This is a genomic window from Aeromonas sp. s2 (assembly GCF_040907935.1).
GTDB lineage: Bacteria > Pseudomonadota > Gammaproteobacteria > Enterobacterales > Aeromonadaceae > Aeromonas > Aeromonas dhakensis.
On the sequence record NZ_JBFOCR010000005.1, the window covers coordinates 459,639 to 483,941 of the forward strand.

14 protein-coding genes are annotated in these 24,303 nt (G+C 66.3%); 6 read left to right on the forward strand and 8 right to left on the reverse strand.

Annotated elements, in window-relative coordinates; translation table 11 throughout:
* Positions 1-212 precede the first annotated feature (212 nt).
* The 5 genes from AB5Y81_RS03505 (at position 213) to AB5Y81_RS03525 (ending at position 6,488) form a co-directional block, all read left to right on the forward strand.
* Positions 213-1,442: a siderophore amonabactin export MFS transporter gene (locus tag AB5Y81_RS03505; RefSeq protein ID WP_216972748.1), complete on the forward strand. Its 1,230-nt coding sequence runs from the start codon at positions 213-215 to the stop codon at positions 1,440-1,442.
* A 57-nt stretch (positions 1,443-1,499) separates the two neighbouring features.
* A complete protein-coding gene (locus AB5Y81_RS03510) occupies positions 1,500-3,473 on the forward strand; it encodes a siderophore amonabactin TonB-dependent receptor (RefSeq protein WP_279484254.1) in 1,974 nt (657 codons plus the stop codon).
* A gap of 70 nt (positions 3,474-3,543) precedes the next feature.
* The gene (locus tag AB5Y81_RS03515) at positions 3,544-4,560 is read left to right on the forward strand and encodes an amonabactin ABC transporter permease subunit 2 (protein WP_005301628.1); all 1,017 of its coding nucleotides are present in this window, start codon (positions 3,544-3,546) and stop codon (positions 4,558-4,560) included.
* Positions 4,561-4,573: 13 nt separating this feature from the next.
* A complete protein-coding gene (locus AB5Y81_RS03520) occupies positions 4,574-5,641 on the forward strand; it encodes an amonabactin ABC transporter permease subunit 1 (RefSeq protein ID WP_181969382.1) in 1,068 nt (355 codons plus the stop codon).
* A gap of 43 nt (positions 5,642-5,684) precedes the next feature.
* A complete protein-coding gene (locus AB5Y81_RS03525) occupies positions 5,685-6,488 on the forward strand; it encodes an amonabactin ABC transporter ATP-binding protein (RefSeq protein WP_279484253.1) in 804 nt (267 codons plus the stop codon).
* 61 nt (positions 6,489-6,549) lie between these two features.
* On the opposite strand, the gene amoD is transcribed toward AB5Y81_RS03525, so the two are convergent.
* Complete coding sequence (amoD, locus tag AB5Y81_RS03530; RefSeq protein ID WP_279485538.1) at positions 6,550-7,335, reverse strand: amonabactin biosynthesis phosphopantetheinyl transferase AmoD; 786 nt, start codon at positions 7,333-7,335, stop codon at positions 6,550-6,552.
* Between the two features lie 156 nt (positions 7,336-7,491).
* Here amoD and AB5Y81_RS03535 point away from each other — a divergent pair, with 156 nt between their 5' ends.
* Positions 7,492-8,436 (forward strand): amonabactin ABC transporter substrate-binding protein, encoded by a 945-nt coding sequence (locus tag AB5Y81_RS03535; RefSeq protein WP_017778923.1) that lies wholly within the window; start codon positions 7,492-7,494, stop codon positions 8,434-8,436.
* Between the two features lie 86 nt (positions 8,437-8,522).
* Here AB5Y81_RS03535 and amoH read toward each other — a convergent pair whose 3' ends face one another.
* From amoH to amoC, 7 genes are all read right to left on the reverse strand, one after another.
* Entirely contained in the window at positions 8,523-10,067 is a 1,545-nt protein-coding gene (gene amoH, locus AB5Y81_RS03540) for an amonabactin biosynthesis glycine adenylation protein AmoH (protein WP_279484252.1), read from the reverse strand.
* Positions 10,064-16,360 carry an amonabactin biosynthesis non-ribosomal peptide synthetase AmoG gene (gene amoG / locus AB5Y81_RS03545; protein ID WP_368146544.1) on the reverse strand — a complete coding sequence of 2,099 codons (6,297 nt, stop codon included), beginning with the start codon at positions 16,358-16,360 and terminating at the stop codon, positions 10,064-10,066. The genes amoH and amoG overlap by 4 nt, the downstream gene beginning before the upstream one ends.
* A 135-nt stretch (positions 16,361-16,495) precedes the next feature.
* Positions 16,496-17,245 (reverse strand): amonabactin biosynthesis protein AmoA, encoded by a 750-nt coding sequence (gene amoA / locus AB5Y81_RS03550; protein ID WP_126881703.1) that lies wholly within the window; start codon positions 17,243-17,245, stop codon positions 16,496-16,498.
* 29 nt (positions 17,246-17,274) lie between these two features.
* Positions 17,275-20,376: an amonabactin biosynthesis non-ribosomal peptide synthetase AmoF gene (gene amoF / locus AB5Y81_RS03555; RefSeq protein ID WP_368146545.1), complete on the reverse strand. Its 3,102-nt coding sequence runs from the start codon at positions 20,374-20,376 to the stop codon at positions 17,275-17,277.
* Complete coding sequence (gene amoB, locus AB5Y81_RS03560; protein ID WP_279484249.1) at positions 20,373-21,296, reverse strand: amonabactin biosynthesis bifunctional protein AmoB; 924 nt, start codon at positions 21,294-21,296, stop codon at positions 20,373-20,375. Before amoB ends, amoF begins: the two co-directional genes overlap by 4 nt.
* A gap of 23 nt (positions 21,297-21,319) precedes the next feature.
* Positions 21,320-22,987 carry a (2,3-dihydroxybenzoyl)adenylate synthase gene (locus AB5Y81_RS03565; protein WP_279484248.1) on the reverse strand — a complete coding sequence of 556 codons (1,668 nt, stop codon included), beginning with the start codon at positions 22,985-22,987 and terminating at the stop codon, positions 21,320-21,322.
* Between the two features lie 76 nt (positions 22,988-23,063).
* Complete coding sequence (gene amoC / locus AB5Y81_RS03570) at positions 23,064-24,251, reverse strand: amonabactin biosynthesis isochorismate synthase AmoC (protein ID WP_279484247.1); 1,188 nt, start codon at positions 24,249-24,251, stop codon at positions 23,064-23,066.
* Positions 24,252-24,303 lie beyond the last annotated feature (52 nt).

Sequence of the window (24,303 nt, forward strand, 5' to 3'; positions counted from 1 at the left end):
GGCCTGCTCATCACCTCGTCATCATGGGCCATCCCGCCCGCTTTTCAATGATTTTGCCCGTGAGCGGTGAACGCCGTGCAGGTCAGGTCCTTCATTTTTCGATGAAAAGAGCGGAGATAGATCAAATAACACAAATAAAAATGATTACCATTTGTTGTCACGAAAAAATCGCTCGGATACAATTCGGTCTCATTTTTTCGAGCTTGCCGTCGATGAAGCCAGTGACCACCACCCCCGCCGCCATCCACCTTGCCCTGCTGGTCAATATGCTCTCCATGGGCAGCATGATGATGGTGATGCCCCTTGGGCCGGACCTGGTCATCAGCCTCGGCATGCAACCGGAGCAGACCGGCTACTTCAGCGGTGGTGCCACCCTGGGGGCCGCCCTGATGGGCCTCATCGCCGCCCCCTGGCTCGATCGGGTCAATCGCAAACCCGCCCTGCTGGTGCTGCTCACCCTGCGTTTTCTGCTGCTGATGGCCTGCCCCCTGGTGCAAAACAGCCAGCAGCTGCTGGTGCTGTTCGTCCTGTCGGGCTGTGTGGCCGGCCCGCTCGCCGCCATCCTGATGGCAGCCGTGCTGGATCTGGTGCCGCCTGCCGAGCGGGGCCGCCGCCTCGCCTACGTGGGCATGGCGTTCTCCCTGGCGGCCATTCTGGTAGTGCCCATCGCCCTGGTGCTGGCCCAGTGGTTTGGCTGGCAGAGCCCCTTCCTGCTGTTTGGTGCTAGCGGCCTGCTGCTGGCGCTGCTGAGCAGCCGCCTGCTGCCCTCCTTGCCGGTCAACCGCGCCCCTCACGGCAGCGGCCTGCGCCAGTTGCTGGCCTCCCCGCTCTGTCAGGGGGCCCTGTTGATCCTCTGCCTGCAGATGTTCGGCCACTTCCTGCTGATCCCGCACTTTGCCAACTACTTCCAGTTCAACCTCGCCTTCCCGCGCGAGCAGATCGCCGCCCTCTACCTGTGCGGCGGCCTCGCCAGCATGGCCACCATGCGGCTGTGCGGCGGCTGGATTGATCAGGGCCGGGCCCAGGCCGCCATCCTGATCACCAGCCTGCTGCTGGCGCTGATCACTTTGCTCGGTTTCGCCATGCCGGTCGGCATGCCCGTCTACCTGCTGTTCACCCTCTTCATGGCGCTGAGCTCGGCCCGATCCAGTTCGACCCTCGCCATCACCGCATCCATCCCAGCCCCTCATCAGCGCGCCGCCTTCATGTCTTTTCAGGGCACGGTCACCAATGTGGCGGCCGGGCTTGGCAGCCTGCTCTCCGCCAGGTTGCTGGTGTCGGATCAGAGCGGCGCCCTGCACGGCTTTGCTGGGCTCGCCTGGATCAATATCGGCTGCGGTCTGCTGGCCTGCGGCGGTGTCTGGCTCCTGCTCAAGGGGCTGGCACAGACAAGGAACAACAATAACCCCGAGTCTGGCCCCGCCAGACAAGGAAGTCAGTGAGCCACCGGCCCCAGAGCCGGACCCCATAACCTCTGTTTTATTCATGGAGTTTTGACTATGCAGTTGCAGCCTGGCGTCTTTCGCCTGAACCCCGTCCTGCTCTCCCTCGGTCTTATCGCCCTGCCGGGCCTGGCCCAGGCCGAAGCGCCCAAAGCCAACGAGACCCTGGTGGTCACCGCCACCCAGACCAAGCACACCGAGCTCTCCGCGCCGGCCAGCGTCTCTGTGGTAACCCGCGCCGATCTGGACAAGATGAACGCCAACAACATCGGCGAAGCGCTCAAGCACGTGCCGGGCGTCAACGTCATCGGCACCAACCCCACCGGCCGCAACGAGATCAAGATCCGCGGCATGGGCGGCGACTACACCCTGCTGCTGATCAACGGCAAGCGGGTCAACGCCCGCGAGACCCTGGGCAGCTCGTTTGGCAATGACTTCGACTTGAGCTCCATCCCCATGGCTGCCATCGAGCGCATCGAGGTGATCCGCGGTCCCGTCTCCTCCCTCTATGGCGCCGACGCCCTCGGTGGCGTGGTCAACGTGATCCTGCGCCAGGCCAAGGAGCAGACCGAGGCGGCCTTCGGCTACACCCATACCATGCCCACCAAGGGTGATGGCGGTGATGCCAACCGTGGCAACGCCTTCGTCTCCGGCGCCCTGATCGACAACAAGCTGCTCGGCAGCCTGGTGGTGGAAGGCTATCAGCGAGATCGCTGGCACAGCGATCAGTCCAACAACAAGGACGCCGATGCGCTGGAGAAACGGGAAGTGGTCAACATGCTCTCCAGCCTGAAGTGGCTGGTCAGCGACAACCAGGATGTGGAGTTCGATCTGGGCTACAACCAGAACGACATGGACAGCTACTTCAACAACGTGCCGCGCGCCCCTACCGCCCCGGCCACTCCGCACAACGTGCAAAAGCTCGATCGCCTGAGCCTGGGGGTCACCCACAACGGCCGTTGGGAACACTTCGACAGCCGGGCTCGCTACTACTTCGAGCAGACCGATCTGATGGATGACTCCCAGCTCAACGGTGGCGCGGCCGACGTCACCCAGACCAACCACACCGTCGACGGCCAGCTGAGCGGCTACCTCGGGGATCATCTGCTGACTTCCGGCGCAGAATTCCGCAAAACCGAGCTGGAACACAGCCGCAGCATCACCAACGGCAGCGTGGATGCGAGCCAGAGCGCTCTCTATCTGCAGGACGAGTTCGGCTTTGGCGATCTGGCGCTGACTCTCTCCGGTCGTCTGGATCACCACGAAACCTATGGCAACGAGTTCAGCCCGCGCGCCTATGCGCTCTACAAGCTGAGCGACGAGTGGGTGATCAAGGGCGGCGCCGGCAAGGCGTTCAAGGCCCCGACCCTGGCACAGTCCAGCGAAGGCTTCGCCACCACCGCCTGCCGCGGCGCCTGCAAGGTAGTCGGCAACCCGGATCTGAAACCGGAAACCGCCGTCAGCTACGAGCTGGGCACCGCCTATGAGGCAGAACGCTTTGGCGCCGGCCTCACCGGCTTCCACAACGACATCGAGGATCTGATCCAGAGCGATCAGTGGGGCCCGGGCTACCGTCCGAGCGTGATGACCTACCTCAACCTCAAGAAGGCGCGGGTCAAGGGGCTGGAGCTGACCGGCTGGGTCGATGTGATGGACGACGTCAAGCTGACCGGCAACTGGACCATGCTGGACTCCGAAGACAAGAGCACCGGCGACGATCTGGCCAAGACCCCGGATCACACCGGCAACCTGAGCCTGGATTGGCAAGCCACCGAGATCGTCAGCACCAACCTGGCCTGGCAGTACGTGGGCAGCCAGTTCATCAAGGTGCCGATGCACAACTCCCAGGCGCTCAAGTCCGACAGCTACCAGACCCTGGACGTCAACACCAAGTGGAAGGTCACCCCGGCGCTCGACTTCAAGCTGGGCATCACCAACCTCACCAACACCAAGCGTGACCAGGTCGCCACCGACGCCGACTTCATTCTGGAAGGTCGTACCGTCTACGCCGGCGTGGATTACAAGCTGTAAGCCCCGCAGGGGAGTCCGTCAGGGCTCCCCTCTTTCTGCTGTTATTGCCTCGACATGAAGGAGTAGCCGGGTGCAGAGACACCAAACACACCTGTTCTGGCTGGGAGTGATCCTCCTGTTCCTGCTGATCTGTCTGTCACTGGCCACTGGCGCCGGTGTCTATGGTGGCCGCGAGGTCGCCGGTTTTCTGCTGGGCGATCCCGCCCTCGTGGCCGATGAAAAACTCGCCATGATAGTTCACACCCTGCGTCTGCCCCGCACCCTGTGTGCCCTGGTGGTGGGCGTCTCCCTGGCGCTGGCGGCCTCCATGCTGCAAAGCGCCACCCGCAATCCGCTGGCCGAACCCGGCCTGCTCGGGGTCAACGCCGGCGCCGTGTTCGCCCTGGTGATCGGCCTCACCTATTTTGGCGTCGAATCCGCCTACGGTTATCTGCTCTGGTCCGGCATGGGGGCCCTGCTCGGCAACCTCATCGTGCTCGGTCTCGGCCTGATGGTGGGGCGCTCCAACCCCCTCAAGCTCATTCTGGTGGGGGTCGCTCTCTCCGCCACCTTCGGCGGCCTCTCCAACTTCCTGCTGCTCTCCAACCAGGTGGTGCTGGAGCAGTTCCGCTTCTGGAATCTGGGGTCGCTGGCCGCCTCGGATCTCGATGCGGTGCTCACCGTGATGCCCTTTGCCCTGCTCGGCCTGCTGCTGACCCTGGCACTCTGTCGCCAGCTCACCCTGATGCAGATGGGTGACAGCCAGGCGCTGGCGCTCGGCATCCGGCCGACCCGGGTGCGCATCGGCGTGCTCTTGGCCGCCACCCTGTTTACCGCCTGCGCCATCGCCATCGCCGGCCCCATCGGCTTCGTCGGTTTTCTCGCCGCCTACTGCGCCCGTCTGGTGGAGCCGGTGCGCCTCGCCATCCAGGTGCGCTTCTCCGCCCTGTTCGGGGTGCTCTTTCTGCTCGGCGCCGACATCCTGGCGCGCTGGCTGATCCAGCCGTTCGAGCTGCCCAACGGGGTGATCCTGGCGCTGATCGGTGCCCCCGTGCTCATCCTGGTGGTGCGCAGCGGCGGCTTCCGCGCCCTGCTGGCCGTCAAATAAGGTTGCCTGCCTCATGAACAATTCCATCCATCCCTCCCTCACCACGACGCTTCCCACCGGTACCGTCTGCCTGCGCGTTGGCAGCCGCACCCTGTTGCTGCACCGCCGCGCCTGGCTGATCACCCTAGGGCTCCTGGTGGCCCTGGTGCTGCTCTCCCTGCTGGCGCTGACCCTGGGCTCCGGCAAGCTCACCATGCTGGGGGTGATCCAGACCCTGCTTGGCGAGGGCAACCGGCTGAGCGAGGTGACCGTCTTCAAGATCCGCTTGCCGCGCATCGTCGCCGTGCTGGTGGCGGGAGCGGCCATGGGCCTCTCCGGCTGCCTGGTGCAGACCCTCATTCGCAACCGCCTCGCCACCCCGGACATGATCGGGGTCAACGAGGGGGCCTCCTTGGCCATCATCGCCTTCTCCCTCTACCTGACCCTCGGCAGCTGGCCCTGGTGGGCCGCGCCGCTGGGTGCCCTGTTTGCCGCCGCCGTGCTCTATGCCCTGTGCAACAAGCCGGGGGAGCAGGGCTACCTGTTCGTGGTGATCGGCATCGGCGTCTCCGAGCTGATGAACGCCATCGGCCAGTTCGTGATGTCCACCCAGTCGCTGGTGCACCTCACCAGCCTCTACCTGTGGAACATGGGCAACTTCGTCGGCCAGGGTTACAGCACCGTGCTGCCGGTGGGGATCCTGATCCTGCTGGTCTGCCCCTGGGTAGTTTATCTCTCCCGGGCCCTCGGCGTACTGCGTCTGGGCCCCGTCACCGCCCAGAGTCTGGGGGTGAACGTCAACCGGGTGCAGCTCGGCGTGCTGGCCCAGGCCATCGTGGTGGCGGCGCTCGGCACCGCCATCGGCGGCCCGGTGGTGTTCATCGCCATGGCGGCCCCGGTGCTCGCCTCCTGGCTCAGCCGGGATCGCATCGTGCCGCTGTGGATTGCCGCCCTGTGCGGCGCCCTGCTGCTGCTGGCCAGCGACACCCTGGTGCGGGTGCTGGCCAGCCCCCACGAGGTGGCCACCGGCATCATGACCCGTATTCTCGGCGGCCTGCTGCTGCTGTTCATCCTGCTCAAAGACCGCCAGAAGGCCGACTGACGATGCCATTCATCCAATTTCAAGACAGACCGAGGGCCGCCTGATGACGCTCACCATCAATCACCTGCAATTTGGCTATCAGCACAAGCCCGTCTTCAACGACATCTCCTTCACCATTCCCCAGGGCAAGCTGGTGGGGATCGTCGGCCCCAACGGCGGCGGCAAGTCCACCCTGCTCAAACTGCTGGCGGGCCAGGAGCAGCAGCAGGCCGGCGAGATCCTGCTCAAGGGCAAGCCGCTGGCAAGCTACGGCAAGAAAGCGCTGGCCCGCGAGCTCGCCTACCTGCCCCAGCGCCCGCTGGTGCCCGCCGGCATCCAGGTCGAGCAGCTGGTGCAGTACGGCCGCCATCCCCATCAGGGCTGGTTCAATCAGTGGAGCGAGGAGGATGCCCGCATGGTGAGCTGGGCCTGCGAGCGGATGCAGCTCGGCGACATTTTGCAGCAGAGCGCCAGCTCTCTCTCAGGCGGTCAGGCCCAGCGGGTGTGGCTCGCCATGGTGCTAGCCCAGGATGCGGACATCATCCTGCTGGATGAACCCACCAGCGCCCTCGACATCGGCCACCAGACCGAGGTGATGGAGGCCATCCACCAGATCACCGCCGAGGGCAAGACGGTGCTTATCGTCATCCACGATCTCGCCACCGCCGCCCGCTACTGCGACGAGCTGATCGCGCTGGGGAATGGCGGCATCCAGGCCATGGGGCCGGCCCGCGAGGTGGTGACCAAGTCCCTCATCGACCGCCTCTACCAGACCGACGTGGACATACTGCACGCCCCCGGCGACGGCGCCCCCATCATAGTGCCGCGCCGCAGACCGCACGCCTTTGCCATGAAGCAGCAGGCCTGAGCCCCATAAAAAAACCGCCCAGAGGCGGTTTTTTTATGCTTGTGTCTCGGCGCACCGCCACTCACAACAGCAGGCTGGTGAGCACCCCGCCCGGCCGTGTTTGCCAGTGCCCTGTTTGCCAATGCTGTGCCTGCCAGTGCAGTGTTTGCCAGTAGAGCGTACAGCGCCAACCGGCGGGCAGATCTGGGGTCAGCGTGTCTACGAGCTCGAGGGTGAGGGTCTGCTCCGTCATGGTCAGCCAGCGGGCATCGAGAAAGTCAAAATAGCGCCCCACCCTGGGGTAGAGCGCCTTGAACAGGCTCTCCTTGGCCGAAAAGATCAAGGTGAGCGCCTCAGCCCTGCTCAGGCCGATGGCAGGGGCAGCGGCCACCAGCCGGGCCCACTCCTCCCCACTGGCAATACCGGGCCAGAGCTCGCTCGCCTGCCCCTCTGCCAGCCAGCCCTCCAGATCCAGCCCCATTCCCGCCCGGCCCGGACGCACCGCACACAGGGCCATGCCGCGCCCCTGCAACAGGCTGTGGCTGATGCTGCCCTCAAACCCCGCAGGCCAGCAGGGTTCGCGGGCGTTGCCGATGGCCACGGGGTGCTCCGCGAGGTGGAAGGGGCGCAGGGCTTCGCGGGCCGCGAGACGCCCCGCCAGAAACTCCCCCAGCCGCTTGGGGGCCGCGCGCTGCAAGCTGGCGGGCAGCACCATGCCGGCCGCATCGTAACAGGCCTGGGTGAAGGCGGCGGGGTCAAAGCAGACCCGTTGCAGCGCCAGATGCGCCGCGCAGGGCAGCGGCAGGCTGTCGGCCTGCACGATAAAGCGGTCCAGTGAGCAGGCTGGCGCGGTGGCAATGAACATCACGAAGAGCCCTTGGTGGATGAGCCAGCATGGTAGCAAACCGTCCGCTCCTTACGCCACAAACACAAATGACAATCCTTATCATTTGAATTTGTGGTAGCATGAGTTCGCCCGTTTGGGACCCAGTGTTCCACTGATTTCACCAAGAAGGATGTAACGATGAAGATCTCCTCTCCCCTGGCTGCCGTGCTGATGCTGGCCAGCCTGGTCGGCTTCCAGGCACAGGCCGGCAGCGAGACCCGTCAGGTGACCGATGCCGACGGCAAGACCCAGGTCGTACCGGCCCAGCCCAAGCGGGTGGTGGTGCTGAGCGAAATCGATCTGGACAGCGCCCTGACCCTGGGGCTGCAACCGGTCGGCACCGTCAATGGCCGCGGCCAGTCCACCCTGCCCCGCTACCTGCTGCAACAGGCGGGCAAGGAGATCGCCGTAGTCGGCGATCTGGACAACCCCAATCTGGAGAAGCTGATCGATCTGGAACCCGACCTCATCCTCACCGGCCAGACCAAGCCCGAGTTGCTGGCCCTGCTCAAGGAGATCGCCCCCACCGTCGTCACCGGCAACTGGGGTGACTCCTGGAAGGAGATCTTCAATCGCAGCGCCCACGTGCTGAACCGGGACGCCGAAGCCAAGACCTTCCTCGCCCAGTATGACGCCCGCCTGCAGGAAGCCCGCAGCAAGCTCGCCAAGCATCAGGGCGAGCGCCTGAGCATAGTACGCTGGAACCCCAAGGGCCCCAGCTACATGCACAGCGGCACCTTCGCCAGCAGCGTGGTGGAAGAGATGGGGCTGACCCGGCCGACCCACCAGATCGGTGACAAGACCCCCCACTCCCCGGCCCTGAGCCTGGAATCCCTCAACCTGCTGGACGGCGACTGGCTGGTGATCGGCACCCTCAGCGCCAGCGGCGATGCGGTGGATGCCATGAAGCAGGCCGAGCAGACCCCGGCCTTCCAGCAGCTTGGCGCCATCAAGAGCAAGCGCTTCGGCGCCGTGGACGGATCCCTGTGGACCTCCACCGGCGGCCCCCAGGCGGCCCTCAAGGTGATCGACGACGTCGAGCAGCTGCTGGCCAAACCCGATGCGGCCCCCATCACCCAATAAGCCCGCGTGATGAGCGCCCACAAAGAAGCCCGCATATGCGGGCTTCTTTTTTATCCATGGCTTTTAACGTCTATTCAGACAACCATTTATTGCGGCAAGGGCAGCGCCTTTCTGTCCAGTTTGCCGCTGCCGGTCTTGGGCAGGGCATCCAGCAGGATGAGCCGCGCCGGCACCATGTAGTGCGGCAGCGTCGCCTGCAACCCCTTGCGCAGGGCGAGGCGATTGAGGGTCACCCCGCTTTTCGCCTCCACATAGCCCACCAGCATGGCCTCGTCCCCCTCGCCCACCAGACGCACTGCCGCCTCCTGCACCCCGGCCTGGCGGCGCAGTCCCGCCTCCACCTCGCCAAGCTCGATGCGAAAACCGCGCAGCTTGACCTGATCGTCGCGCCGACCCAGATAGAGGAAGCGGTCCGCCCCCAGCCGCCGCACCCGATCGCCGGTGCGATAGAGGCGATGGGTGGCCAGGCGCAGGAAGGCGGCGCGGGTCAAGGCCGGCTTGCGCCAGTACCCCTCGCACAGGGCCGGGCTCTCGATGCAGAGCTCGCCGTACTCCCCCTCCGCCACCGGCTGCCCCGCCTCGTCCAGCACCCAGTGCCGATAGCCGGGCAGGCTGTGGCTGATGGTGATCTGGCCATCAGTCGGTGGCCAGCGCACCTCGCTCACCAGCGACCAGACGGTGGCCTCGGTCGGCCCGTAGCAGTTCCACAGCCGCCGGGTGCGGGCACAGAGCTGCTCGGCCAACCCTGGGTCCAGCGCCTCGCCGCCGCACAGGGCGGTAAGGGTATTGCGCCCCTGCCAGCCCGCTTTAAGCAACATACGCCAGCAGGCCGGGGTGGCCTGCAGCCAGTTGATGGAAGGGTCGGCCTCGAGCAACGCCTGCATCCCCAGCGGATCCTTGTTGTGCTCGCCACCGGCCACCGTCAGCCGGCCACCGCCCCAGAACGGCCCCAGCATCTCCAGCAGGGATATGTCGAAGGCCGGGGTGGTAATGAAGAGCCAGTGGCAGCTCGGTGAAAGTCCGAGCCGATCGCGGATCCCGTCGAGGAAGCAGAGCAGGGCCCGCCGGCTGATGACCACCCCCTTGGGCTCGCCGGTGGAGCCCGAGGTGAACATCATGTAGGCAGCCAGGGCGTCATCCACCTGGGGCCAGGAGACAGGCCCTGCCGCTGCCGGCCCGTCGAGGGTGCGCAGCGGACAGCCGAAGGCGGGAGCCGGCCTGTCGCCGTCGCAGATCACCGCCGACAGGCGCGCCTGGCGGGCGATCCCCTGCAACCGCTCCACCGGAAAGTCCGGCTCAAGGGGCACGAAGGTGAGGCCGAGCCGCAGGCAGGCCAGCAGGCTGGCCACCAGATCGGGGTTGCGGGAGAGATAGAGGCCGACCCGCTCCCCCACCGCCAGCCCCTGCAGGCGGGCGGCAATCTGGGCCACCCGATCATTGAGCGCGCCGTAGCTAAGCCACTGCTCATCCGATCCTCCCTCACTGATGCCCTCCCCGCCCATACGGATGGCGGGGGCCAGCGGGGTGGCGGCCAGACAGGCCGCCAGCCGCGCGCCCAGGTTGGCCGCCCCCTTGGAGGCACCTCTCGGGGATGACACGGCCGGGGCCTTATGCTTGATGGTCACCGTCATAGCGCGGCCTCCGTTTGGCGCACCAGCCAGTGCCGATAGAGCCGGCTGGGGGATGGATGGGCCTTGAGCATCTGCAGGGTAAGCGGCGCCCGCTCCTGGCCAAACGCCTCGTTGAGAGCCGCCAGCAGGGCGAGCTGCTGCACCGAATCCACCCCGAGTTCACACAGGGTCTGCTGCCAGATGCCGGGCACGCCGCACAGACGCTCCCACAGGGCCACCAGCGCGCGGGCCTCGGCCGGTGGCTGAGCCAGGCCGGGCTCAGCCCTGCTGGCGGCCACTTGTGTGGCTGTCGCTTGTGCTGAGTACGGCGCGGCCACAGCCACGCTGGCCGGCTGGCCCAGATCCGCCTGCGCCAGCCAGCCAAGCTCGGCCAGCCAGTCAGCCAGCACCGCCTCGGCCCGGGCCTCGGGGATCTGCTCGCCGTCGAATTCGAGGCGCAGCTGGAGCGTCTCGCCCCGGCTGCTGACCACCAAGGAGAGCGGCAGCGCCACCTTCTCCACCACGGCGCCAAAGCGCGGCACCAGCTGGTGGGGTTCGGGGGTAGCAGGGGACGCCGGCATGGGGTAGTTCTCGAACACGAACAGGCTCTGGAACAGGCGTGCCCGGCCTTTGGTCAGTGCCGCCAGCGACTGGGTGCCGTGCTCGTTGAGCGCCATCAGGTCGGTCTGCAACCTGGCGATATGCTCGGCCAGGGTCAGCTCGGTGCGCCACGCCAGCGCCAGGGGCAGGCTGTTGATGTAGAGCCCGACGCTCGCGGTGATCCCCTCGATGGGATAGTCCCGCCCTGGAGTCACGTTGCCCACCAGGGTGACGGCATCGCCAGAGCGGCGTGCCAGCAGACGGTGCCAGGCATATTGGGCCAACAGGCCCGCGGTCACGCCAAGGTCGCGGGCACGGTTCGCGAGCAAGGTCGCCACCTCGGCCGACAACGCCGTGGCGCACACCGCCGGTCGCAGCTGGGTATGGCGCCCGCTTGAGCTAGCGTCCAGCGTCACCCCGAACAGGCAGGCGAGATCGTTAGGCGTTGCCAAGAGCTCGCCACGCCCCTGCCAGTAGGCATCGGCGCTGCGGGCTTGGCTCGCGATATGGCGGCCAAATTCGAGCCAGGCCGTATCCGACTCGCCCTGCGGCAGCAGGCCGTTCATCAGCGCCTGATAGCCGCGATGCAAGGAGCCCAGCAACACGGGGCCGCTCCAGCCATCCAGCACGCCGTGATGGACGCTGAAGATCACCTTGTGGTGATCGGGGGCCAATTTGAAACAGGCAAGGCGCAGCAGGGGCGCCTGCTCCAGCGGGATCGGGCGGGCCAGATCCTGCTGGCGATAGGCCTGGACCCGTGTCTCTGCATTTTCCACTTCAGACAAGTCCTCATAGTGGAATGGCAACTCGGCGTGCTTCAAGATGCGCTGCAGCGCCACCCCGTCCGCCAGTACCAGTTCGCTGCGAAGGGCCGGCCAGCGGGCGATCTGCCCCTGCCAGGCCTGACGGTAGACCGCCATGTCCAGCGGCTGGTGATAGTCAATCTCGGTCTGCAGGTGATAGGCGTGATCCCGGGGCAGCAGCGCCCTGTGATGGAACATGCTCTGCTGAAGCGAGGTCATGGGCAGCAGGGTCTCCACCTCGCGCCCGGCCAGCACCCCATCGAGCGCAGCTTGTGAGAGAGCGATCCCCAGGAAGTCGCTCGGGGTGTGACGCGGAGCCTTCAGGTTGCAGCAGTGCTCCACCAGTGCCGTCAGGTTGTCCGCCAGCCGTGCCATCAGGGCGTCGCTCGCCTGCTGGTTGAGGGCACCCACCTGGCGCAGGGTGAGGCGGCCGTTGTAGACGCCACCGTGCAGACTGACCAGCTCGCGCGGCAGGTTGTCAGGGGACGTGGGTGCCCCGGGTGCCATCGGCAGGGGCTGCCAGGGTTGAGCGGCCTCGCCCTGATGGCTGACCCCCAGGTAGTTGAAGACCACCAGGGCTTCGGGCAGTGCCCAGCCACCTGGGTGGTGCAGTCGCAGGGCGTTGAAGCCCACCCCCTTGTCCGGCACGGCGCGCAGTTGCTCCTTGGTGGTGCACACCAGCGCATCCCACTCCTTGGCATCCGCCAGCGCCAGCGGATAGGTGCTGGTAAACCAGCCCAGGGTACGGCTCACGTCGAGTTCGGCATCGATGGCCTCACGGCCGTGTCCTTCCAGCATCACGCAATGACGGCTGCCGTAACCCTGCTCGCTCAGGGTACGGGTCAGGGCCGCCAGCAACAGGTCTGGCACCCGGGTGAAGTAGGCCTGATTGGCGGTGTCGATTAGACGAGCCGTGGTCTCCTGACTCAGCTGCAGCAGGCTGGCGGCGGCGCGGCCATCGGCGGCGCGCGCCGCTTCCAGCAGGTGACCCTGGCTGCCTTCCCCCTGAGCCAACCAGAAGCCAAGCTGATCCTCTTCCCGTTTGGCATAAGCCGCGAGCCCCTCGCCCCACTGGCGATAGCTGCTGCCCTTGGCGGGCAGCGGCTCGCCCCTGCTCACCCGTGCCAGATCCTCGGCCAGAATGCGCCAGGAGACCGCATCGATGACCAGGTGATGGAAGGCAAGGAAGAGTCCCTCCACCGTCTCGCCCTCGCGATCGCCCTCCAAGGAGATATTGCGCAGGCGGGCCCAGGCCAGGGTGTGGCCGCTGGCAGGGTCGAAATCTCCCTGCAGTTCGGTCAGGCGGGCCTGCAGCCCGGCCTCATCCAGGCTGCCAGCATCCAGGGTCGGCAGCGGCGGCAATGGCAGTTCGGCCAGGTAGCGCTGGCCGGTCGGGGTCACCGCCAGGCGCAGGGCATCGTGGTGCTGGCGCAGGGTATCCAGCCAGCCGCGCAGGGCCTCATCGTCCACCCCGGCCGGCAGGCGCAGGATCACCCCCTGGTTCCAGTGACCGTACTTGGCAAAGCCCTGCTCGAAGAACCAGTGCTGAATGGGGTGGAGCGGGAACTCGCCAGTCAGGCTGCCCTGCTCGCTTCTGTGGCTGACGGCCTGCTGCTGGCCGAGCTGGCGGCAGAGGCGGCGCACCGTCTTGGCTTCGAACACGTCCTTCACGCTGCAGTGCAGCCCCGCATCCCGCAACCGGGTGGTGAGCTGGATGCTGAGGATGGAGTCACCGCCCAGACGGAAGAAATCATCCTCCACCCCGAGCGGTTGCTTGAGCACCCCTTGCCAAATGGCGAGCACGGTCTGCTCCAGTTCGTTTTGCGGCTCGCCCTTGCTCTGCTGCCAGACGATGGCGGGCAGGCGGCGCAAGTCCAGCTTGCCGTTGGGGGTGAGCGGCATCTCGGGCAGCCAGCAGAGGCGGGCCGGCACCATGTATTCGGGCAGACACTCGCCGGCCCGCTGCAGCAGGGCATCGCCGTCGGGCTCCCTTGCCCCGGCCTGCAAACAGGCGTAAGCGAGCAGGCGCCCCTCCTGCACCACCACCTTGATCTGGCGCATCGCCGGGCACAATTCGGCAAGCCGGGTCTCTATCTCCCCCGGCTCGATGCGATAGCCGCGCAGCTTGATCTGCTCGTCAATCCGGCCCAGATACTGGATGTTGCCATCGCGGCGCAGCAGGGCCCGATCGCCGGTGCGATAGAGGCGATGGGCACGTTCCTCATTCGTTGCATCAAAGGCCAGCTCGATAAAGGCCTCCTGGGTGCGCTCCGGCAGATTGAGGTAGCCGCGGGCCAGCCCCAGCCCCGCCAGGCAGAGCTCGCCGGGCACCCCCACCGGGCAGAGGTTGCCCGCCTCGTCCAGGATCAGCGCCTTCAGGTTGTTGACGGGGCGACCTATGGTGATGGGCGCCCCCGGGGTGAGCCGCGCGCAGAGCGCGGTGACGGTGCACTCGGTCGGACCGTACATGTTGAACAGCGCCACCCGCTCTCCCCAACGCTCCACCAGGCTGCTCGGGCACGCTTCGCCGCCAAAACCGATGGCCTTGAGGGAACCGAGATCCGCCACTGGCAATAGATTCGCGAGCAGGGCGGTCGGCAAGATCATATGGCTGGCACCCCGAGCGATCGCGGCACTGATCACCCCCTCGCCCGGCTCGCCGAAGTGCAGGGGCGCGCCGCAGTAGAGCGGCAGCAGGGTGGTCATGTTGCCCGCATCGAACGAGAGGGACATGCAGTTGAACATGGCGCCACCCTTCCCAAGAGCGATGCGCTCGCCGTGATCCGCCATCAGGTTGACCAGGCTGCCCTGCTCCACCATGACCCCCTTGGGCAGGCCAGTGCTGCCGGAGGTGTAGATGATCTGGGCCAGCATGGCAGCGTCCCGAGGCAGTGCGGGCGTGCTGGTTGGCATCTTGTCCAGCGCCAGCCCGTGCAGATCGTGATATTCGGCAGTCGTGCCCTTGATGGCCTCGGCAAGCCGGGCATCCGGCTCTCCCCCGAGCACCAGTGCAATACTGGCGTCGCTCAGGATATGGGCCAGTCGCTCGGCGGGATAGGCAGGATCCAGCGGCACATAGGCCGCCCCCGCCTTCCAGCAGGCGAGCAGGGCGATGACGAAGGCGACATCACGTCTGGCCTGGATGCCGATGGCGGCGCCCGGGGTGACCCCCTGAACCTGCAGCCAGTGGGCCAGCCGGTTGGCACGCACCTCCAGTTCGCCATAGGTCAACGCATCCGCTCCATCGCTCACCGCCAGCGCGTCCGGGCACTTCCCAGCGCGCCGCTCGATATGGCAGAGCAGAGTGTCACGGCTCGGGTAGTCTTGCGGCAGGTCGGCAAGCTCGGCGGCCAGCGCCGCCTGGTCGGTGCCCGCCTCCAGCGGCAGTTGCCAGATGTCGGTCTCGGGGGCCGCCACCACGGCGCGCATCAGGTGCAGCAGGCGATCGGCATAAGCCTGGATGGTCTCTCGCTCGAACAGGGCGGTGGCGAACAGCCAGTCCACCCGGACGGAGTCCATCAGCTCGGTCACCTTGACCGAGATGTCGGTCTTGGCCGGCAGCACCGGCGAGGTCTCCTCCACCAGCTGGCAGCCGGGGATGAGATCGTTGAAGTCCACCTTGGCCTGATAGACCAGCATGATCTGGAAGATGGGGTTGATGGCGGTAGTGCGATCGGCGCCGATGGCCTCGGCCAGCGCCTCGAAACGGTAGAGCTGGTGATCGAAGGCCGCCAGATCCTCCTCCCGGCACTGCTGCAGATAGTCGACAAAGCTGGGCTTGCCGCTGAGTTGAGTGCGCAGCACCAGCGTATTGACGAAAAAGCCCACCAGCGACTCGATCTCGTGGCGCTCGCGATAGGCGAGCGGGGTGCCGATCACCACCTCCTTCTCGCCGCTCTGGCGCACCATCAGCAGGGCAAACAGGGCGTGCAGACCGATGAAGTTGGAGGTGCTGTGGCGCTGGCAGAGGCGCTTGAAGCTCTCCCACAGATCGTTGTCGATGGTGGAGAAGACCAGCTCGCCACCGCTGTCCTGATGGGCCGGGCGCGGCTTGTCGAGCGGCAGGCCGTGCACCTCGGGGCTGCCACCGAGTCGGTCGACCCAGAACGGCTTGAACTCGGCGTGATAATCGAGAAAACGCGGTGAGTTGAACCAGCGGGCATAGTCGATGTAGGTGAGCGGCAGCTCGCTCACCTGCAGGGGTTCGCGGTTCTGATGAGCAAGAAAGGCGCGCTTGAGATCCGCGAACATGTTCTTGACCGACCAGCCGTCGGAGATGATGTGGTGCTGGGTGATCAGCAGCACGTGTTCGCGGCTGCCCAGCCGTATCAGGTGCACCCGGCTCAGATCCCCCTGGGTCAGGGAGAAGGGGCGGCCTATTTCCTCGCGCACCCGGCGGGCCACATAGGCCTCGCGCTCGGCAATGGGCTCTACGCTCACGTCCTCAATCTGCAACGTGAAGGGCGTGTGGGGCAGGATCTCCTGCGCCCCCCTGCCCGCCTCGTCCTTGATGAAGCGGGTGCGCATGCTGGGGTGGTGGGCAAACAGGTGGTCGAAGGCAAACTCCAGCGCCGCCGTGTCCAGCTCTCCCTTGACGCGAAAATAGACCGGCATGTTGTAGAGGTGGGAGGCCTCCTCGTACTGCTCGATAAACCAGAGCCCGCTCTGGGACGACGAGAGCGGCCCCTGCCGGGCGCCCTCGGCATCACGTTGCGCAAGAATGGGCGCCTCGAAGGCGGCACGGGCCGCCAGGCAGCGCACCAGCTCATCCTTGTGGGCCTTGATGGTGGCACCGATGGCCGGTGTCACCGCCTCCTTGCTCGACTGGGAGATAAGCTGGCCCTTGTCGTTCAGCCCAAGCTTGACCCCCTGCCGTTCCAGCTGCTTCAACAGCAAAATCATATTGTTCATCTGTACCTCAGACAGCCGGCGTGGCTCGATGGGAAGAAAAACCGTCCTGCCCCTTCTCATTCAGGGCGAGCTTCACGCTCTGACCGTCCAGCCGTTTCAACAGCAAAATCATATTGTTCATCTGTTTCTCAAGCCTCAGGCACTCAGGGTGGCGCCGCCGTCGACGACCAGATCCTGCAGCGTGATGTGGCTGGCCAGATCCGAGGCCAGGAAGAGGACGGTATGGGCGATCTCCGCCGGGGTGGCTACCTTGCGCAGGGGGATGCCGAGCTTGAACTGCTCCGGCAACCCGGCAATGGTGCGGGCCATGGCCTCCTCGCTTGGCAGCATGCCGCGCAGCATGGGGGTATCCGTCGAGCCCGGCGACACCAGGTTGGCGCGCACGCCGAAGGGGGCCAGCTCCAGCCCCACCGTCTGGGTCAGGCTGGTGACCGCCGCCTTGGAGGCGCAATAGGCCGCCATCTGCATGCGCGGCACATGGGCGGCATTGGAGCCGATGGTGACGATGGCGCCGCGCCGCTGCCCCTTGAAGTGGGGCACCAGGGCCCGCAGCAGATAGAAGACGCCGCTGGCGTTGACCGTCATGCAGTCGTGCCAGTCGTCATCGTTTAAGGTCTCGGTGGGGCCGAGGCGCAGCACCCCGGCCCCGTTCACCAGCACATCGAGCCCGCCGTCCGCCAGCAGCGCTGCGCAGCAGGCGTTGACCGCCTTCGAGTCGCCAATATCGAGCAGCCGGGTGGCATAGGGGTAGTCGGCTTCGGGAAACGCCAGATCCAGCCCCACCACGGATGCGCCGGCCGCCACGAACTGCGTGGCCACCTCGCGGCCGATGCCACGCCCGGCCCCGGTCACCCAGACCCGCTTGCCAGTGAAATCAAAGGCCATTTTTTGCTGATCCTTCGTCATCTTGCTCATCACCACACCATCTCCACGCTCTCTTCGTCCTCGGCAAGCAGGCCGTCGAGGAAGCGGCAGAAGTCGTCGAGGCGCGGGTGATCGAACACATCGGAGACCTTGACCTGCACCCCGAACTCGGCGCCGAGCCGGTTGACGATCTGGATGGTCTGCAGGGACTGGCCCCCCAGTTCGAAGAAGTTGTCCGCGGGCGCCATGGTGGCCAGCCCCAGGATCTGCTGCCAGATGGCGCCGACCCGGTTCTCGGTTTCGCTGCCCAGGGTCAACGCTTCGCCGCCCGCCTGGTAGGCGGCCAGCAGGGCCTTGCGATCCAGCTTGTTGGAGCCGGTGCGGGGCAACTGGTCATAGTGGCGATAGTCGGTGGGGATCATGGCGGCAGGCAGCACCCTGGCCAGCTGCACCTTGATGACCCGGCTGTCGCGCTCCGGCCCCGCCACGAAGGCCACCAGCCGGCGCACGCTGCCGATGCTCACCCCCTGCACGCAGGCCTCGTCCACCCCGGGCAGGGCCAGCAGCTGGGCCTCCACTTCGCCGGGCTGGATGCGATAGCCGCTTATCTTGAATTCGTTGTCGCGCCGGCCGAGGTAGACCAGCCGGCCAGCCACCAGGCGCACCCGATCGCCGGTGCGATAGACGGGCATCTGCTCCGCACCGACACGCAGGGTGCCAAAGCTCCCTTGCTCGCCCCCCACATAGCCGTTGGCCAGCTGCGGGCCGAGCAGCACCAGCTCCCCCTCGCTGGCGGGTTGCTCCCCTGCCCCGAGGATGAGCGCCTGCATACCGGGCAGCGGCAGGCCGATGGGCAACTGGGCCTGGCTCGGGTCTTCCTGTTGCAACTCCTGAGTGGTCACCACCACGGTCGTCTCGGTGGGGCCGTAGGTGTTGAACAGGCGCACATCGGAGCGGCCCTGGCGCTGCCACTGGGCCAGCTGCTCGGGGTAGACCGCCTCGCCGCCGATGATGACGGTGGTAAGCCCGGCAGGAATGTGGGCCTGACCCGCCGTCAGCGCCACCACCCACTCGTTCCAGAACGCGGTGGGCAGGTCGAGGTGGGTGATCCCCTGCGCTTCTACCCCAGCCGCAAAGGCGGGCATGGATTCGAGCAGGGCGTCGGTGCGCAGCACCAGGGTGGCACCGGCACTCAGGGTGGCGAACACCTCCTCGATGCTGGCGTCAAAGTTGAAGGGGGCGAATTGCAGCATCCGCGCGTCTTCATCCAGGTGATAACGGCAGCGGGCGGCGGCAGCGAAGTGATCCAGCGCGCCGTGGCTGACCGCCACCCCTTTGGGCAGGCCGGTCGAGCCCGAGGTGAACATCAGGTAGGCGACGGCGCGGCCGGCGGCCGGCTGGTTGAGCCGATCATCGCTCACCAGATCCCCCGCCAGCAGCGTACGTCCCTCAAACATGCTGGCCAGCTTGTGGCGATACTCGGCCTGGGTGATCAGGGTCTTGACCTCCCCCAGCCGCAGAATATGGCCCTGACGCTCCAGCGGTTGCTCAGGGTCGAGCGGCACATAGACGGCGCCCGCCAGCAGCACCGCCAGCTGGGCGAAGATGGCCTGGGGGGTGCGGGCCAGCATGACCCCCACCTTGTCGCCGGGGGCGACGCCTGCAGCCTGCAGGGCGGCCGCCATCTGTTCGCAGCGGGCCAGCAGCGCCTCGTAGCTGAAGCGGGCCTCTCCCTGCGCCGTGCTCTGAATCAAGGCAATCTTGTGCGGGGTCTGGGCGGCGAAGTGGCAGAGTGCCTCCAGCACCGGTCGTGCCTGGATAGCCTCGTGAGCGGGGCCGGCGATCAGGGCGCTGGCTCGCTGCTCCGCCAGCCAGTCGGCCTTGAGGGTCCTCAGGGTCTGGGCGGGCTCGGCCAGCCAGCGGCCCAGCAGGGCAAACAGGGTATCGGCGATGGCTGCCAGATCCCCCTGCTGGTAGCAGCCGGGGTTGGCGTCCAGATCCAGTCTGGGCTGGCCATCGACGCCGACCTGCACTTCGATGGTGAGGTCCTCCACCGGGCCGGCGCTGATGTTGAGAATATGGGCAGATAGCGGCCCGAAGCGGCGAGCGTGATCGAACGGCATGATGTTGACCAGGGGGCCGAACAGGCGTTTGTCGCCCCCCACCAGGCCAAGATCGCGGCGCAGCAGCTCGTAGCGATAGTGCTGGTGTTTGCGCACCCCGCGCTTGGCCTTGGCCACGGCGCCGGCGGCCCCCGCCAGATCCAGTTCTTCACCCAGTGTCAGCGCCAGCGGGGTAATGTTCATCTGCATGCAGGGCACGGTCAACGATGCCGAGCCGATGCGGTTCATCATCATCAGGCCGAGCAGGGTCTTATCCTGGCCGCTCGACAGCGACAGCTGGGCCGAGAGGCCGGCCAGCAGCAGATCGGGCCAGCCCAGCTTGTGCTCGTCGGCAAAGCCGGTCAGGGATTGCCACAGCGCCGCTGGTAGCGGGCGGCTCTCGCGGATAAAGTCGGCGGCGATCGGCGCGCGGGTCTCGCCAAAGGACTTCACCTCGGGCCAGCCTTGCAGCTGCTCCTGCCAGAAGGCGCGGGCGGCGGCGTTCTTGCCGCTTAGCTCGCGGCTCGCCTCTTCCGCCAGCACCTCCGCCAACGAACCGAAAGGGGATGGGGAGTGCATCTCACCGGCCAGTCCCTCTGCATAGATCTCGGCGATGCGCTGGAACAGCAAGGTGGTGCCAAAGCCGTCGAGGGCGATGTGGTGCACGCAGCTGTAGAGGTAATCGCGGCCGGGGCCGCGCAGCAGGGCGAAGCGGCAGGGCGCTTCTTGGGTCAACTCGAACGGGCGGCGCAGATCGGCCCAGGCCCAGGCGCGGGCCAGCGTCTCGTCATCGCGCTCGAGGGAGACCTCTTCATAGGCCAGGGGCAGCTCGGCCGGGACGAAGCAGACCGCCTCGCCATCCTGCTCGAAATGGCCCCTGAGCGCCTCGCACTCCCCCACCGCCTTGGCAAGGGCCGCGGCCAGCACGGCCGCCTCGACCTTGCCGTCGAAGGCGATGCACTCGGCGGTGTTGAACATCGCCTTGTCGTCGTTGAGCAGATGTCCGGACCAGAGCCCCTGCTGGGGGATGGTCAAGGGGAAGCGGTTCATGGGGTCACCTCCAGCGCCTGGGCTGCCAGTTTGGACTCGATGAGGCGCCACCAACCGTTGAGGGTCGGCAGCTTGGCGAGATCCACGAAGCCGAGCTCCACCCCGGCGGCGCGCCACTCGGTGAGCAGGGCCATGATCCGCACCGAATCCAGACCGTAGTCGATGAGGTTCTCGTCGGGGTCAAACTCCCCTTCGTCCTCGTCGATATGGCTCAGCAGCCGCGCCTTGAGACCCTCATACGTCAGCAACGGATTGGTGGACAACGGGTTGGCCTGGGCGGCAGAAGCGGAAGCCGGGGCAAGGGCCAGCACCTCCTCGCAGCGGATCACCTTGCCGCAGCGGGTCGCCACGTAGTCGAGCGCCATCTGGTGATCGGCCAGGGAGAAGTCCGCCACCCCGTCCGCCAGGAAGAAGGGCTGGATGTCGCGCATGAAGGCGTCGCAGGCGGTCATCATGCAGCCGATATGGCCGTAGATGCCGCCGATGATCAGCTGATCCCGTCCCAGCGCTTTGAGCATCTGCTCGAGCTCGGAGCGCTGGAAGGCGCTGTAGCGCCACTTGACCAGCACGGTGTCGTCACGCTCCGGGCGCAGCGCTGCCACCACCTGCTGCTGCTCGGGCCGCTTGTTGAGCCCCGGGCCCCACATGTCGTTGAGCAGGGCGCGATCTTCAGGGGATTGATCCTTGGGCTGGGCGGTGTAGAAGACCGGAATGCCGAGGGCCTTGCACTGCTTGCGCACGGCGGCCAGGCGCTCGGTGAGCGCCGCGATCAGCGGGCTGTTTTCGCCATAGAAGGCGGTGAAGTACTCCTGCATGTCGTGGATCAGCAGGGCGGCGCGTTTGGGATCCAGAGACCAGTCGACCTTGTTGGCCTTCCACTGGCTGGGCATGGCGTAATTGTTCAGGGTTGGGATAGCCATAACGTCATGATTCCTTTTTAGTTTTATGCAGTTGTCAGGGACTGGTTGGCGGCGATGGCGTGCGCAATGCGCGCCCGCAGCCCCTGCTTGTCAATCTTGCCCACCGCCGTCATGGGCAGGGCGTCCAGGGTTTCGAAACGGTCGGGCAGCTTGAAGTCCGCCACCCCGCGCTCGCGCAGAAACTTGCGCAAGGCCAGCGGCTTCAAGGCGGGATCCGTGCTGACAATGAAGGCGCAGCTCTTCTCCCCCATGGCGCTGTCGGGCATGGAGACCAGGGCCGCATGGGTGATGGCCGGATGGTGCAGCAGCTGGTTTTCCACCTCTTCCGCCGCGATCTTCTCGCCGCCCCGGTTGATCTGATCCTTCTGCCGCCCCACCACAGTGAGGTAACCATCGGCATCCTGTACCACCAGATCGCCGGAGCAGTAGAAGCCCTCGGCATCGAACACCCGGGCGTTGTGGGCCGGGCTCTGGTAGTAACCGCGGAAGGTATAGGGGCCGCGGGTGTGCAGGGCGCCAGGCTCGCCGGGGGCGACCGGATTGCCCGCCTCATCGAGGATGCGCACCTCGTCATCCGGGCTCATGGGGCGGCCCTGGGTGTGGATCACCTTTTCGTCGGGGTCATCCAGCCGGGTGTAGTTGACCAACCCCTCCGCCATGCCGAACACCTGCTGTAGCCGGCAGCCAAGCAGCGGCCCAATCTTGCTGGCCACCGCCTCCCCCAGCTTGGCGCCGCCCACTTGCAACAAGTCGAGGCTCTCGAGCTGAGTGCGCGCGGTGGGGTCCGCTTCCGCGGCCTGCAGCCAGAGCGAGACCGCCGGCGGCACCAGCGAGGTGAGATTGACCTGGTGGCGGGCAATCAGCGGGAAACAGCTGATGGGGCTGGGGTCGGGGGCGAGCACCACGGTGCCGCCCGCCTCGAACACCCCCAGGGCGCCCGGGGAGCTCAGGGGGAAGTTGTGGGGCGCCGGCAGGGCGCACAGATAGCGGGTATGAGGGCCTAGGCCGCAGATCTCATTGCTGCGGCGCACGCTGTAGTAATAGTCGTCATGGGTACGGGGAATGAGCTTGGGAGTGCCGGTGCTGCCGCCGGAGAGCTGGAAGAAGGCCACCTCGTCCGCCGGGGTCGGGGCAAAGGAGACGGATGGGGAGATCCCCTCATCCCCCTCGTCGAACCAGCGGGTCAGCCCCAGCTCCCCCGCGTCGCCATCCAGCAGCGCCAGCTCGGCGCCGATGCTTGTCAGCAGCTCGCTCTCGCGTCCCTTGCTCGCAAACAGCGGATGAGCCAGCGAGCCGATAAAGAGGCGCGGTGTGATCTGCTCGGCATAAGAGAGGAGCTCCAGCCGGTTGTGGCTAAAGAGCGCATTGACCGGCGCAATGCCGGCCTTGAGCAGGGCAAAGAACACCAGATAGAACTCGGCCACGTTGGGGAGCTGCACCAGTGCGGTATCCCCTGCCCCCAGGCCGCGGCGGGCCAGATTTGCGGCCAGCCGGCTCGAGGCGGCGTCCAGCTCGCCATAGTTGAAGCGGCGCTCACCGCAGAGAATGGCCTCGGCGTCGGGGGCCTGCTCGCACTGACGCACCAGCATGGCTGTCAGCGGCTCACCGCGCCAATAGCCCTTGGCGCGGTAGCGCTGGGCCAATGCATCGGGCCAGCGGGTATAGGGCAGGAAGCGGTTGGTATCGCTCATTGCGCGACCTCCGGACTCAGGTCCAGGGCTTTCAGATTTGGCTGCCCACTCGGCCAGCCCAGATATTGAAGCTGCGTCATTGCGCCACCTCCAAATCCAAGCCCAGGGCCTTGAGCATGGTCCCCAGCTTGGTGCCGGTCTCGGCCCACTCCATGGCGGGATCCGAGCCCGCGACGATGCCGGCGCCGGCAAACAGCTCCACCTGATGGCCATCGAGTACGCCGCAGCGGATCACCACGGCCCACTCACCGTTGCCCTGGCTGTCGCACCAGCCGACGATGCCGCTGAACAGGGCACGCCGGAAGGGCTCCTGCTCGCGGATAAACTGGCGGGCAAGTTCGGTGGGATAGCCGCACAGGGCCGGGGTGGGATGCAGCTGGCAGGCCAAGGAGAGCACCGATGCCTCGCCGCCATTGAGCCGGCCGGCGATGGGAGTGCCCAGATGCCAGAGGGTATCCGTGCTCATCAGCGAGGGATGAGCGGGAATGGCCAGCTCGCGGCAGTGGGGGGTCAGCACCCGGCGGATCTCGTCGATCACCAACTTGTGTTCATGCTGATCCTTGCGGGAGGCCAGCAGATCCCGGGCGACCATTTCGTCTTGCGCCGGCTCGCTCACCCGTCTGGCGGAACCCGCCAGCGGATGGGTGAACACCTCTCCCCCGCTGACCCGCAGCAGCAGCTCCGGACTGGCACCGAGCAGGCGGCGGCCCTGGCCAAGCGGCAGGGAGAAGTGGAAGGCGTGGGGGTTCTGGGCCATCAGACGGGTCATCACCCGCTTCGGATCGGCGGGCTGATGCAGGGTGAGTGTCAGCTTGCGCGACAACACCACCTTGGACAGCCGGCCTTGTGCAAACGCATCCAGCGCCGCACTGACCGAGGCCTGGAATTCGCTGGCCGGCGGGGTGCTCTGCACCGAGATGACCCGATTGGCCTCGACGGCCTGCTCGGCCGCTGTCGTAGGCGCCTGCTGCACCGGAACAGGGCGCTCGCCCCGCTTATAGCGGCCGGGCACATAAAGGCAGGAGGCCTCCGCCGGATCGAACGCAAAGGCACCGATCAGCAGGGGGTTGCTCTGGCCGGCGGCGCTGGCCGCGGCCAGCGCGTCGGCAATCTGTTGTTCCAGCAAGGGCCATTCACAGGCGGGGGTGGTGATAGGCTGGCCCAGGTCAGTGGCACTGATCGTGCCCTGCCCCGAGGTAAACAAGAAATCGGGCGGTGACGCAGCCTGGGCAGGCGCGCTATTTTCCATCACAAGAGTATCCACGTTACACCCTCAAATATGATTCAAAATGATAATGATTATCAATTTGTATTTG